We start from the raw sequence: 13744 nt of genomic DNA on the forward strand, positions 1-13744 counted from the left end.
CAGGATGCCGGTCCGGTGGCAAGACACTTGGGAAACAGCCCGGCGGTGGGGCGCCGCCGCCGGGCTGGCCTTTGCGACGGCCGGCTTCTGTGCTCAGCTCAAGGTCAGCCATGACTATCATGGGCTGGCACCGGTCCCGCAGGTCGGCGACCTGACACTGTCCACCGTTGTGCTTGATCGCGACGACAGGCTGTTGCGTGCCTTTACCAGCGCGGATGACAAATGGCGTCTTCCGGTTGAGCTCGACGCGATAGATCCGCTGTATTTCCAGATGCTGCTCGCCTTCGAAGACAAGCGTTTTTACGACCATGGCGGCATCGACCCGGTCGCGATCGCGCGCTCGGGCCTGCAAAGCCTGCGGCATGGCCGGATCGTCTCCGGCGGCTCGACCTTGACCATGCAGGTGGCGCGGCTGCTCGACGAACGGCCGACGAAATCGCTGAAGCGCAAGTATGAGCAGGTCCTGCGGGCGATTCAGTTGGAGCACACCCGCTCCAAAGCCGACATTTTGAGGCTTTATGCCTTGCGCGCGCCGTTCGGCGGTAACCTGGAGGGCATACGGGCGGCGAGCCTGACCTGGTTCGGCAAGGAACCCGGCCGTTTGACACCGGCCGAGGCCGCCCTTCTGGTGGCTTTGCCGCAAAGTCCGGAAGCCCGGCGGCCGGACCGGTTTCCAAGACAGGCCAAGATCGCCCGCGACCGGGTGCTCACCATTGCTGCCAAGGCCGGAGTACTGTCTACGGATGCCGCCATGTCGGCAATGGCTGAACCGATCCGGGCACGGCGTCATGCGATGCCCCTGCTGGCGCCGCACGAAAGCCGGCGGGCGCATTTGCGGGACCCCGGCAAACATATTCAGAAGCTGACCATCGACCGGGACCTGCAGGCCGCGCTCGAATCGCTGGCGCGCCGCAAGGCTGCTGTTTTGCCGCGGCCCGTCTCGCTCGCGATTCTTGTGGCGGACCATCAGACCGGTGAGATCCTGGCCAGCGTCGGGTCGCCTGACTTGCTGGATACGGCCCGGGAAGGTCATGTCGACATGACGCGCGCGATCCGCTCGCCCGGATCAACACTCAAGCCCTTCATCTACGGGCTGGCGTTTGAAGAAGGCATCGGTCTGCCGGACAGTTTCATCGTCGACCGGGCGACAGATATTGCCGGTTATCAACCGACCAATTTCGATCGGTCCTATCAGGGGACCGTAACCCTGCGCGAAGCGCTGCAACTGTCGCTCAACACGCCGGCGGTCAAACTGCTGGAAGCCGTCGGACCCGCACGGCTGATCGCGCGACTCAGGCGCGCCGGTGTTCAGCCTACCCTTGAAAAGGGAATCGCACCGGGCCTCGCGATCAGCCTTGGCGGGCTCGGATTGTCCTTGAAGGACCTGACACAGGTCTATGCCGCCCTGGCGCGGGAGGGAGAGCCGGTGACGCTGACAGTGTGCCGTGCTGACTGCAGTGGCGCTGGCGCCAACGGCGCACTTCCTGTTCTGAGCCGAAAAGCCGCCTGGATGGTCAGTGACATTCTACAAGGACTGCCGCAGCTTCGCAGCGCCGAAGCCTTCCACATCGCCTATAAGACAGGCACCGCCTACGGCTACCGGGACGCTTGGGCCATCGGCTTCGACGGCCGGCATGTGGTTGCTGTCTGGTCCGGGCGCGCGGATGGGACACCGGTCCCGGGGCAGACGGGGGCTTCGGCTGCCGTGCCGATCCTGTTTGAGGTTTTTCAGTCGCTGGGGCCCGCGCTGACACCATTGCCGGCAGCAGCACCGGAACTCCTTGGCGTCTTGAGCCGGGACGTTCCGGCTCCATTGAGATTCGCCCGGCTGCCAGAACGCCGCAGTGCCACGCCGGCAACGCATCGTTTGCATATTTCCTATCCGCCCGACGGCGCGGAACTCGAACTCGGTGCCTCGGCGCAAAGCGGTACACAGCCGCTGGTGGTGAAGTTCAAGGGCGGCGTCGGTCCGTTTTCCTTTCTCGTCAATGGCAAGCCTCTTGGCCTAAAGCAGGCCGACAGGCAGCTTGTCTGGCAGCCGGACGCGACAGGCTTCGCCGACGTCACGGTTCTGGATGCCAAGGGCGACAGCGCCGGCATAACCGTGCTGTTGCGCTGACTGATTGCTCCAGACCGGAATACGCTGAAGCGATTGCCCTGATTTGCGAATCTTCGACTTGGATTTCGCGGCTCTAATCCCCAAATCACCTGACGACCCTTCTGGGCGCGATGCGCAGGCCAGTGGAGCGGACAAATTGCGGGTTCTCGAACCTGACTTAAGGGAAAGTTCGCCGGGAAACAGTAAAATTCGACGAAAACTGTTTCAAATTGACTCCCTAAAGCCTCTAAGTAAAACCATAGAGAAAGTGACCTATAGTAGCTGCAATTTCTGCGTGTGGATTAAAGGTTTTGACTTTTTCTTCTTGATGACTTTTCTTTAAAAGAAATGCTATCACATTAGGTCAGTTTTAGTAAGAAAAAGTATCGTGCTGCAGCATTGTGCAGTTTGATTAAGTATTAATCACGACACTTTCCCTAAGGTTAATAAAAGGCGAGTCAGATCAGTATGTTGCAGAAACAACACACAGAGATTTGACAGTGCTTGCGCAGGCCAGTTTGGGCTTGCTGCCGGGCGTTGAGTTTGGTTCTTAAGCTGTGCGACGGCGAGTAATCGCCAGTAAAAATGGTTTAGCTGAATTTCTTCTGGGCCGTTTTTCTACGAAATCGCGGGGATGGAGCTCCGCAGGGAACAGTCCCGGTGACAGCTCCAATGAAAATTGACTTTTGGAGGTCAGATATGAAACTCAAGAGCTTGATGCTCGGCGCGGCAGCAGTTGCTACCGCCACCACCGCCCAGGCAGCCGACCTTCCGGTTGCTCCGGAGCCGGTTGACTACGTTCGCGTCTGCGACGCTTACGGCGCACGCTTCTACTACATCCCGGGCACCGAAACCTGCCTGCGTGTTGGCGGCCGCGTTCGTACCCAGTTCGTCGTGAACAACGTTCTCGACAACGGCAACTGGGGCACCCGTAACTCTGACGGCTACTCCTGGCTGTCCCGTGGTTACCTGTACCTCGACGCCCGCACCGCTACCGAATTCGGCACCCTGCGCGCTTACGTCTCCATGTACGCAACCAACGTCAACGGTGCAAACAGCACCACGCTTGACAATGCTTACATCCAGTGGGGCGGCCTGACGGCTGGTTACCTCGGTTCTAACTTCAACATCTACACCGGTCAGGTGTTCATGGGTGTTGTCACTCGTGACTGGGCAGACGCCACCGCGAACCAGATCGCTTACACCGCTGCTTTCGGCAACGGCCTGTCCGCTACGATCGCTCTGGAAGACCGCTCTGCACGTGAAGTCGGTTCCTACGGCGGCACGCGCGCTCCGGACGTCGTCGCAGCTCTCGGCATCTCCCAGGGTTGGGGTTCCGCACAGCTGTCCGGTGCTCTGCACCAGGTGTACCCGAACACTGCAAACAACCGCGCGACCGCTGGTGAAGATCAGCTCGGTTGGGCAGTCGGCGCAGGTGTGAACTTCAACCTGCCGTTCGCATCTTCCGGTTCGAACATCTACTTCCAGGGCTTCTACGCTGACGGCGCTCTGTCCTACATCGGTAACGGCATCACCGGCGTGACCGGCGTGTCCGACTACACCAACGGCAGCACCAACAACGGCTTCTCCGTATCCGGTGGTGCTTACATCCAGGCAACCTCCACGATCGGCCTCGCCCTCGACGGTTCCTACGCTTCCGTTGACATGAACAACGCTGCCGCTATCGGCGACGTTGACCGTTGGGCAATCGACGGTTCCGTTCAGTGGTCCCCGGTTTCCGGTTTCGTCATGGGTGCGGACATCGGCTATGCCGACACCGACATCTCCGGTGGCACCGACACCGAAGCTCTGCTCTTCGGTGTTCGTATGCAGCGCACTTTCTAATCATCTGATTAGAATCTGACTGTGATTCTCTGAACTCCAGTCAGTCATGCGGCCCGGCAGGCTCCAATCTGCCGGGCCGTCCCCATTTTGGGGATCGATTCCTGGATCTTGCGCGGTGACTTGTCCCCGAGATGCCTTTGTCCGGCGGTTGAAACAGCCGCTGCGGACTGACTTTCCTAACAGTTTCTAAATTTCCGATCCGTTTTTGTGACATTCGCGCAACACCGGTTTTTGAAAACAGCCCCAGCGACAGGTGCAGGCTGCTTTCTGTGTTGAACCGGGAATGGGGATGCGTATGGTCACTCTTGCGAGCGGCTTCGAGCCGCACTGATTTGCCTGCCTCGGACGTCCAACCTCCGGCCGGTGGTAAACTCAGAAACAATTCGCGGGGACAATGGTGCTTTTTGTTAGTGCCAATTGAAATGACTGATTGGAGGTCAGATATGAAACTCAAGAGCTTGATGCTCGGCGCGGCAGCAGTTGCCACCGCCACCACCGCCCAGGCAGCCGATCTTCCGGTTGCTCCGGAGCCGGTTGACTACGTTCGCGTCTGCGACGCTTACGGCGCACGCTTCTACTACATCCCGGGCACCGAAACCTGCCTGCGCGTTGGTGGCCGCGTTCGTACCCAGTTCGTCGTGAACAACGTTCTCGACAACGGCAACTGGGGCACCCGTAACTCTGACGGCTACTCCTGGCTGTCCCGTGGTTACCTGTACCTCGACGCCCGCACCGCTACCGAATTCGGTACCCTGCGCGCTTACGTCTCCATGTACGCAACCAACGTCAACGGCGTGAACAGCACGACCCTCGACAATGCTTACATTCAGTGGGGCGGCCTGACGGCTGGTTACCTCGGTTCTAACTTCAACATCTACACCGGTCAGACGTTCATGGGTGTTGTCACTCGTGACTGGTCCGACGTGACCACCAACCAGATCGCTTACACCGCTGCTTTCGGCAACGGCCTGTCCGCTACGATCGCTCTGGAAGACCGTTCCAACCGTGAAGTCGGTTCCTACGGCGGCACGCGCGCTCCGGACGTCGTCGCAGCTCTCGGCATCTCCCAGGGTTGGGGTTCCGCACAGCTGTCCGGTGCTCTGCACCAGGTGTACCCGAACACTGCAAACAACCGTGCGACCGCTGGTGAAGATCAGCTCGGTTGGGCAGTCGGCGCAGGTGTGAACTTCAACCTGCCGTTCGCATCTTCCGGTTCGAACATCTACTTCCAGGGCTTCTACGCTGACGGCGCTCTGTCCTACATCGGTAACGGCATCACCGGCGTGACCGGCGTGTCCGACTACACCAACGGCAGCACCAACAACGGCTTCTCCGTATCCGGTGGTGCTTACATCCAGGCAACCTCCACGATCGGCCTCGCCCTCGACGGTTCCTACGCTTCCGTTGACATGAACAACGCTGCCGCTATCGGCGACGTTGACCGTTGGGCAATCGACGGTTCCGTTCAGTGGTCCCCGGTTTCCGGTTTCGTCATGGGTGCGGACATCGGCTATGCCGACACCGACATCTCCGGTGGCACCGACACCGAAGCTCTGCTCTTCGGTGTTCGTATGCAGCGCACTTTCTAATCATCCCTCTCTCGAGGTTTGATGGAAAACCCGGCGGAAACGCCGGGTTTTCTTTGTTTTAATGGGGCTCTCTGAGCGTTGGACGCTCAGAGAGCCTTCAAAAATTCTGCGACCTTCTCATGGGTTGCTGATTCCCAGAGAACGGGTGCATGGCCCTGGCCCGGGATCGTGGACACTTCCGCGTTCGGATGGCGCTCCAACATGGTGCGGCAGGTGTCTGTACTCAAAAGATCCGAATGTTCACCATGCAGAACCAGAACGGGCCGGTCGGTGAGCAGGTCGTAAAGGGGCCACAGGTCCGGAGCCGGCGTGGCATCGTCGAGACTGGCGAGTTGATGAGCCAGCGCCGGATCGTAGTCCATCACAACTTCACCATCCCGTTCCGAGGCAAGCTGACCCGCCAGTTTCAACCAATCCGCGTCCTCAAATGACGGAAACTGATGACCGAGCGTACGCTTCAAGGTGCCGGCAACGGCGTCCATCGACGCGTTTTTCATGTGATGCCCGAGAGTTGCGGCGATCCGATGGATGGCGCGCATCTCGATATGCGGTCCGACATCGTTGAAAATCACCGCCGCCATCCGGTCTGCCGGATAGCGATGCGCCATCACCAGTGCGTGCAAGCCTCCACGAGAGGTGCCCAGAACGGCAAACCGGTCGAGTCCCAGGGTCTCGATGGCGGCAGCAATGTCTTTTTCTTCCACCGGCAATGCGTAGTTGCGCCAATCGCTGTCCCAGTCGCTGTTGCCGCGCCCCCGGTAGTCCAGGGCGATCACGCGATGCCCCCTGGCTTGAAGGAAACAGGCAATCTCGCTGAAATCCCTGATATTTCTTGACAGGCCCGGGAGACAGAGCACGGGAATGGCTTGGCCGGTTCCAGTCTCTGCGGCGGGCCACTCCCGCCCGGCAAGGGTTAGGCCGTCCGGACTTTTCCAGGAGAAATCCCTTTCCTTGGGGGCAGGCGTCGCATTTGTGTGGTCGAGCGCATGCAGGGGCGCAGATGTCATGAGTGTCTCCTGGACCGTTTCCATCCTATTGAGCATGTCGCATTCATTTGGCTTATTCGCGCGGGACATGCTCTGGTTGTTTTTTGGAAAGATAAAGCTGTTTTGAAGCCTGTGCCAATAGGAAGAGTCCTTGCGGAAGCAGCCACTTGATCAAGGCAAACGTGACACCGGCGTGTCGCTGCGCAGAAAAGTCGCGAATGCGGACACGGAAACCTCACGGAACCATTGCCCCGCGTCTGGCAGATGAGTATGTTGCGCCTCCGTTAACAGTTACCAGACGCTTGTCTGTCGAAAGCATGAAGCCCACCAAGAGGAAACCGAGATGTTCAAAGGCTCCATCCCAGCGCTGATTACCCCGTTCAAGGACGGAGCGCTTGATGAGAAACGGTTTCGTGACTTTGTGGACTGGCAGATTGCGGAAGGATCGACAGGACTGGTTCCGGTCGGCACCACCGGCGAAAGCCCGACCCTGACCCATACCGAGCACAAGCGGGTGATCGAAATCTGTGTTGAGGCTGCCGCCGGCCGGGTTCCCGTGATCGCCGGTGCAGGGTCCAACAACACAATCGAGGCGATCGATTTCGCTCAACACGCCGAAAAGGCCGGCGCGGATGCGCTGCTTGTTGTCACGCCGTACTACAACAAACCCAACCAGGCGGGTCTGAAAGCCCATTTCAAGGCGGTCAACGATGCGGTCGGCATACCGATCCTGATCTACAACATCCCTGGCCGTTCGATTGTCGACATGACCCCGGAAACAATGGCTGAGCTTTTCGAGACTTGCGAAAACATCAAGGGCGTCAAGGATGCGACCGCCGACATGGCCAAGGCGAGCCGCCAGCGTCATTTGTGCGGACCGGATTTCATCCAGCTGTCCGGCGAGGATATTTCCGCGCTTGCCTTTAATGCCCATGGCGGTGTCGGCTGCATTTCCGTGACCGCGAATGTCGCGCCGCGCCTGTGTGCAGAATTTCAGGCCGCAACGCTGGCAGGCGACTTCAAGACGGCTCTGGAGTTGCAGGACCGGCTGGCGCCGCTTCATCGCGCCTTGTTCCTTGAGCCGAGCCCGGGCGGTGCGAAATACGCCCTGTCGCTGCTCGGGAAGGCGGATGAGGAATTGCGGTTGCCGCTCGTGCCGATTTCAGAAGCAGCGCGCGCGGAAGTCCGCGCGGCCATGGCCCATGCGGGCCTGATCAACTGACGAGAACAGGATCTGGTGCGCGGGACCTGCGAGCCCCGCGCCAGGAAGGACAAAAATGGCTCCCAAGAAGGGCGGCGATCCGGGACGGACGATTATTTCCGACAACCGGAAGGCCCGGTTCAATTTCGAGATCGAGGATACGTTTGAGGCGGGGATCGAGCTGAAGGGCACGGAAGTGAAATCCCTGCGCAACGGCAAGGCCAATATCGCCGAAGCCTATGCGGCTGAATATGGCGGCGAGATCTGGATCTACAACGTCTTTATCCCGGAATACCTGCAGGCCAATCGGTTCAACCATGAACCGCGCCGGCCGCGCAAACTCCTTCTGCACAAGCGCGAGATCGGCAAGCTGGCCGGTGCGGTCCAGAAGGAAGGCAAGACCATTGTTCCGCTCAAGCTCTATTTTAATGACAAGGGGCGGGCGAAGCTGGAATTGGCCCTGGCGCGCGGCAAGAAGCTGCATGACAAGCGCGAGACCGAGAAGAAGCGCGACTGGCAGCGCGAAAAGTCGCGCATTATGAAGACCTTCTCATAATCCAGATATCCACATAGGCAGGATGTAACAGTTTGATGACTGTGGGGAACCTGTGCGCAAGTTGCGCATAGGTTGTGGAGTTCCTGTGCGCAGGCTGTGGATGCGGCGGTCGCCGGTCAACATCTTATCCTGTGTGTTATTTGTGATCGGCCGATTGAATTCCCTTAGCTGGCGAAAGACACGGATCCTAACCCGTCAAACTTGCTAATATGAGGCGCTTTTCCTCTGGAATGGCGGTCGGACGGCGCGTCTGGCGATCGACATGTACATGCACAAAACGCCCGTGAGCGGCTGTGCTTGAAGCTTCGCCGGCAAACAGACCAACCCGGAAGACCACAGAGCTTGAGCCAAGTTTTTCAATTCTGAGACCCGCGGAAACGACACCTGGAAAGGTCAGTTCGCTGAAATAGTTGCAACCGGTTTCGACCACCAGGAAGATGTCCCGGCTATGGATCGGGTCAAGCAGGCCCTGGTCCACATACCAACTGTTCACGGCGGTGTCGAAGAAGCTCAAATACTGCACATTGTTGACGTGGCCATAGATGTCCACATCCATCCACCGGGTGGGGATTTGTTGAAAGCTTTTGAATTCGGACCGGTTCATAGGTTCCGGTCGCGCCATCTGTGGAAAAGCTGTTGAATTCATAGAGCGGCCTTGTAGATCTGAAGCGCATCCGCCTCACGAAGCTCCCGCGGATTGTTCACCAGAAGGCGGGTCTGCTTCATGGCGTCCGCAGCGAGTTTTGGCAGGTCGGTTTCCCGAATGCCGACCTCTCTTAGGCAGGTCTGCAGCCCTAGGTCCTCCGCGAGTTCAGCCAGCTTGCCGGCAAACCGGTCGGCGCGTTCATCGGCATCCTGGATGGCGGCAAGCTCGGGAAACGGTACCGCCGCGATTTCCGCGTAGGTCTTCGCCGCCACTTTGTTGTTGAACTTCAGAACATGTGGCAGGACGAGGGCATTGGACAACCCATGGGGAACGTGAAACGTGCCGCCGATCGGGTAGGCAAGGGCGTGCACGGCCGCCACGGGCGAGTTGGCAAAGGCCATGCCGGCAAGCATGGAGCCGAGCAGCATCGCGCCGCGTGCCTCCACATCCGCCGGAGAAAAGACCGCTGTCTGGATATGGGTTCCAAGCAGGCGTAGCGCTTCGACCGCAAGTGTGCGGGACACGGGGTTGTTGTTGGCAGAAGTCGACGCATAACCCTCGATGGCATGGACCATCGCGTCGATACCGGTTGCCGCGGTCACCGGTCCGGGCAGTCCGAGCGTCAGCAAGGGATCGAGAACGGCAAGGTCCGGCAACAAAAACGGAGAGACCACACCGCGTTTTTCCTCTTCGCCGACGGTGATGATCGAGATCGGGGTCACTTCAGAACCCGTTCCGGCCGTTGTCGGCACGAGGATCAGTGGCAGGCGCGGGCCCTTGGCATTGCCGACGCCCCAGGCATTGTCGAGATCTTCGCCGCTCCCCAGAAGCAGGGCAACCAGTTTGGCGACATCGAGCGAGGAGCCTCCACCGAAGCCAATGACGGAAGTCGCGCCATGCGCTTTCGCGGATTCCACGGCCGCCTCCACCAAAATTCTTGGTGGATCTGCAATGACGTCGGTGAAGCGTCCCGGGTGGCAGCCGGCCGAATGAAGAGCTGCTTCGCAGGGAGCGTGCAGGTCGAGCGATACTATGCCGGGATCTGTCACAAGAAAGGGGCGGGCCCCAAGAAAGGGAGCCGCGTGCTCGCCGAGTTTTGCCGCCGATCCGTTTTCAAACACGATCCGCTGACTGGTGTTGAAGGTAAAGGCCCCGATCATGTGTCCTCCCGAATGCTTCGGGAGCAGAGTGCCCGCAAAAGCCCCACCGCGTCGAGAGGGAAAGGGTCAGACTTTGGTGGCGATGTCCTTATCCGTGCATTTTCGCGCCCTTGGAAATCTTGTCGGCGATCTTCTTTTCGGTATGAAAGGCCAGGCCGACAACCTTGGCGTCCTCGGGCGAAAATCTGCCAAAGACCTCCCGGTTGGCCGTGTCGTGGCCGGTGACGAACATTTCCTCGATGTAGAGACTTGCGGGCACGTCACGTTGCAGCGTGCGCTGGTGGATCTTTGCAATGGTTGCGGCGTCGGCACTCAGAATGATGATCGGCTGAACACTCATCGGATGATAGACATTGCCGTCCGCGTCGCGGTAAGTCTCACCGATGATCCCGGGATTTGCGGCGGCAACTCCGGTCGACAGGAAGGCCGTTACATTCAGCTTTTGCCAGGCAGCAAGGTCTTCGCGGACAACGATGACAAATTTGGTATCGAACATGAACGTCAACTCCACTCTGGGGATTCACAAAGATCGGAGTGGAGAGATAGCGGCGGCCAGCGGTCCCGGTCTTGAACGTTTGTGCAGACCGGCTTCCGACGGGATCCGCGTCTCACCTTGCGAAAAGGGGATCGAACGGATCGAAGCGCGGTTTCAGGGCAATGGCTTCGCCCCCCACCGGCACGACACCTATGCCATCGGTCTCACAATGACTGGCGTTCAGACTTTCAGCTATCGGGGAGAACAGCGCGCCTCGCTGCCCGGCCAGGTGATCGTCATTCATCCGGATGAACTGCACGACGGCGGCGCGGGAACGGAGGAGGGGCTGCGCTACCGGATGCTCTATATCGCGCCAGAGCAGATTGCCGAGGTGTTGGCGGCGGCCGGTGCACCCGGTTTGCCCTTCGTTCCGGCCCCGGTGCTCTCGGACACCCGTTTCCGTCACGATCTCGGGGGCGCTCTTTCGGATATCGACGTTGAATTGGGTGACCTCAAGCGAGATTGCCTGATTGCCGACCTGGCGGACTGTCTGAGCCGGCATTCCGACCGTGGCGGAAGCTCAAAGACGTCTCTGAGCTGGCCCGGCCTGAAACGTTGCGCGGAATTCTTGAAGGAGAATTGCGCTGACCAGGTGCGCATGGATGAGCTGGAGGGTCTGGCGCAGCTGGACCGATTCTCGTTGTCGCGGCAGTTCCGGGCCGTTTTCGGCACCAGTCCACATCGCTATCTGGTGATGCGCCGGCTGGATCGGGCGAAAGCGGAACTCGGGGCGGGGGCAACTCTCGCGGATGCGGCAGCCGCCAGCGGCTTTGCCGACCAGAGCCACATGACACGGCATTTCAAGAAGGCCTATGGCATGACACCGGGCCAGTGGCGGCGGCTGAGCGCCGCCGCCAGCGTTTGAGACCCTAGAGTTTATTCGGCCCGAACTTGTTCGAACGCGGGAAACCGGTGGGCGGCAGGCGTCCGGCCTGGCCGCGTTCGCCGCGCCAGTCGGCGAGCTCTTCCAGAGACCGCGTGAAGCTGCGGCCGGAGCTGTCGGTCCAGGTCAGGCCTTCCTCGCCCTTGAAGACGCGGATGTCGGAGATGAGACCGTCCCGGTAGCGCTGCAGGCGCACGCCGCGGCCGCGGCCCATTTGCGGGATCTGTGTCATCGGGAAGACCAGCAGCTTGCGATTCTCGCCGATGATCGCCACCTGGTCGCCCGTCGCCTCGACACAGATCGAGGCTTCCGCCGGCAGGGTCAGGTTCAGCACCTGCTTGCCCTTGCGGGTGTTGGCGATGACATCGTCCTCGCAGACCACAAAACCGCGCGCTTCGGTGCTGGCTAGCAGCAGGTTGCGGCCAGGCTTGTAGACGAAGGCATTGACCACGTCCTGGGCCTCGTCCATCTCGACCATGAGCCTGATCGGCTCGCCATGGCCGCGTCCGCCGGGCAGGCGGTCCGCGCCGACGGTGAAGAACTTGCCACCGGAAGAGAACAGCAGGATCTTGTCTGTCGTCTCCGCATGGAAGGACAGTTTCAGCTTGTCGCCCTGCTTGAAACTGAGTGTGGACAGGTCGGCCTGATGTCCCTTGAGTGCCCGGATCCAGCCCTTTTCGGAGATGATGACGGTGATCGGTTCTTTCTCGATCATCGCCTGCTGGATATCGACCAGATCGGCTTCAGGTGCTTCGGCCTTGTCGGTGCGGCGCTTGCCGATTTCGGTCTCCGGGCCATAGACCTTGGAAATCTCGTTGATTTCCTTGGAAATCTTGGTCCACTGGCGGGTATCCGATCCGAGCAGTTTGGTCAGGTCGTCCTTTTCATCGGTAAGCTTGTCATGCTCCTTGCGGATTTCCATCTCTTCCAGCTTGCGCAGGGAGCGCAGGCGCATGTTCAAGATGGCTTCCGCCTGGACGTCGGTCAGCTCGAAGGTCCGGATCAGTTCGGCCTTTGCATCGTCCTCCTCGCGGATGATGCGGATGACCTCGTCGAGGTTCAGATAGGCGACCAGATAGCCTTCCAGAACCTCCAGCCGGTGGTTGATCTGGCCGAGCCGGTATTCGGAGCGCCGGATCAGAACCACCTTGCGGTGATCGAGCCACTCGCGCAGGACCTGTTTGAGCCCCATCACCATGGGCACCTTGCCCATTGACAGAACGTTCATGTTCAATGAGAACCGGTTTTCCAGGTCCGTCAGCTTGAACAGGGATTCCATCAAGAGGTTGGCATCGACATTGCGCGAACGCGGCACCAGGACGATGCGGATGTCTTCCGCGGATTCATCGCGAACGTCGTCCAGCAGCGGCAGCTTGCGGGCGGTCAGCAGCTCGGCGATCTTCTCGATCAGGCGCGACTTCTGCACCTGATAAGGGATTTCGGTGACGACGATGGCCCATTGGCCGCGGCCGAGGTCCTCGACCTCCCAACGCGCGCGGACGCGGAAACTGCCGCGGCCGGTGGCATAGGCTTCCCGGATGGACCCCTGGTCGGATACCAGGAGGCCGCCGGTCGGGAAATCCGGGCCCTTGATGAATTCCAGAAGCTCGTCGACCTCGGCATTCGGGTTCTTGATCAGGTGTTGGCTGGCCTGGCACAGCTCGAAGGCATTGTGCGGCGGGATCGAGGTCGCCATGCCGACGGCGATGCCGGAAGAGCCGTTGCCGAGCAGGTTGGGAAAGCCGCCCGGCAGGACAATCGGTTCCTTATCCTCGCCGTCATAGGTCTCGCGGAAATCGACCGCATCCTCGTCGAGGCCATCCAGCAGGCGCTTGGCCGTGTCGGTCATGCGCGCTTCGGTGTATCGCATGGCGGCGGCGTTATCGCCGTCGACATTGCCGAAATTGCCCTGGCCATCGATCAGCGGATAGCGCTGCGCGAAGTCCTGGGCGAGACGGACAAGGGCGTCATAGACCGCCTGGTCGCCATGCGGATGGTATTTACCGATGACGTCGCCGACCACACGTGCACATTTCTTGAAGCCCGCGCCCGGATCCAGCTTCAAAAGGCGCATGGCGTAGAGCAGGCGCCGGTGCACCGGCTTCAGACCGTCGCGCACATCGGGCAGGGCCCGGTGCATGATGGTCGACAATGCGTAAGCCAGATAGCGCTCTTCCAGCGCATCCTTCAGATTGATGCCTTCGGTGCCGCTTGGCGGCGGTGTCGTCTCTTTTCCCATAGTTGC

11 protein-coding genes are annotated in these 13744 nt (G+C 60.0%); 6 read left to right on the forward strand and 5 right to left on the reverse strand.

Going from position 1 to position 13744, the window contains the following annotated elements; genetic code table 11:
* The first annotated feature begins 4 nt into the window (after positions 1-4).
* The 3 genes from pbpC (at position 5) to M0H32_RS06800 (ending at position 5532) form a co-directional block, all read left to right on the forward strand.
* Complete coding sequence (gene pbpC / locus M0H32_RS06790; protein WP_248152502.1) at positions 5-2119, forward strand: penicillin-binding protein 1C; 2115 nt, start codon at positions 5-7, stop codon at positions 2117-2119.
* 678 nt (positions 2120-2797) lie between these two features.
* Positions 2798-3943, forward strand: a complete 1146-nt coding sequence (locus M0H32_RS06795) for a porin (RefSeq protein ID WP_248152504.1) — start codon at positions 2798-2800, stop codon at positions 3941-3943.
* Positions 3944-4386: 443 nt separating this feature from the next.
* The gene (locus tag M0H32_RS06800; protein WP_248152505.1) at positions 4387-5532 is read left to right on the forward strand and encodes a porin; all 1146 of its coding nucleotides are present in this window, start codon (positions 4387-4389) and stop codon (positions 5530-5532) included.
* Between the two features lie 86 nt (positions 5533-5618).
* On the opposite strand, the gene M0H32_RS06805 is transcribed toward M0H32_RS06800, so the two are convergent.
* Positions 5619-6539, reverse strand: a complete 921-nt coding sequence (locus M0H32_RS06805; protein WP_248152506.1) for an alpha/beta fold hydrolase — start codon at positions 6537-6539, stop codon at positions 5619-5621.
* Between the two features lie 322 nt (positions 6540-6861).
* Here M0H32_RS06805 and dapA point away from each other — a divergent pair, with 322 nt between their 5' ends.
* Together dapA and smpB are read left to right on the forward strand one after the other, a co-directional pair.
* Positions 6862-7740, forward strand: a complete 879-nt coding sequence (gene dapA, locus M0H32_RS06810; RefSeq protein ID WP_248152509.1) for a 4-hydroxy-tetrahydrodipicolinate synthase — start codon at positions 6862-6864, stop codon at positions 7738-7740.
* A 55-nt stretch (positions 7741-7795) separates the two neighbouring features.
* Positions 7796-8275 (forward strand): SsrA-binding protein SmpB, encoded by a 480-nt coding sequence (gene smpB, locus M0H32_RS06815; protein ID WP_248152512.1) that lies wholly within the window; start codon positions 7796-7798, stop codon positions 8273-8275.
* Positions 8276-8462: 187 nt separating this feature from the next.
* On the opposite strand, the gene M0H32_RS06820 is transcribed toward smpB, so the two are convergent.
* From M0H32_RS06820 to M0H32_RS06830, 3 genes are all read right to left on the reverse strand, one after another.
* Complete coding sequence (locus M0H32_RS06820; RefSeq protein WP_248152514.1) at positions 8463-8879, reverse strand: acyl-CoA thioesterase; 417 nt, start codon at positions 8877-8879, stop codon at positions 8463-8465.
* 38 nt (positions 8880-8917) lie between these two features.
* Positions 8918-10081 (reverse strand): iron-containing alcohol dehydrogenase, encoded by a 1164-nt coding sequence (locus M0H32_RS06825; protein ID WP_248152516.1) that lies wholly within the window; start codon positions 10079-10081, stop codon positions 8918-8920.
* Positions 10082-10169: 88 nt separating this feature from the next.
* Positions 10170-10577: a DUF2000 family protein gene (locus M0H32_RS06830; protein WP_248152517.1), complete on the reverse strand. Its 408-nt coding sequence runs from the start codon at positions 10575-10577 to the stop codon at positions 10170-10172.
* Between M0H32_RS06830 and M0H32_RS06835 the strand changes: the two genes are divergently transcribed.
* On the forward strand, positions 10576-11481 hold the full coding sequence (locus M0H32_RS06835) for an AraC family ligand binding domain-containing protein (RefSeq protein WP_248152518.1): 906 nt from the start codon (positions 10576-10578) through the stop codon (positions 11479-11481). The genes M0H32_RS06830 and M0H32_RS06835 overlap by 2 nt on opposite strands.
* 4 nt (positions 11482-11485) lie before the next feature.
* Here M0H32_RS06835 and parC read toward each other — a convergent pair whose 3' ends face one another.
* The gene (gene parC, locus M0H32_RS06840; RefSeq protein ID WP_248152519.1) at positions 11486-13738 is read right to left on the reverse strand and encodes a DNA topoisomerase IV subunit A; all 2253 of its coding nucleotides are present in this window, start codon (positions 13736-13738) and stop codon (positions 11486-11488) included.
* Between the last annotated feature and the right edge of the window lie 6 nt (positions 13739-13744).

The organism is Roseibium sediminicola (assembly GCF_023156505.1).
In the GTDB taxonomy this organism is placed as follows: domain Bacteria; phylum Pseudomonadota; class Alphaproteobacteria; order Rhizobiales; family Stappiaceae; genus Roseibium; species Roseibium sediminicola.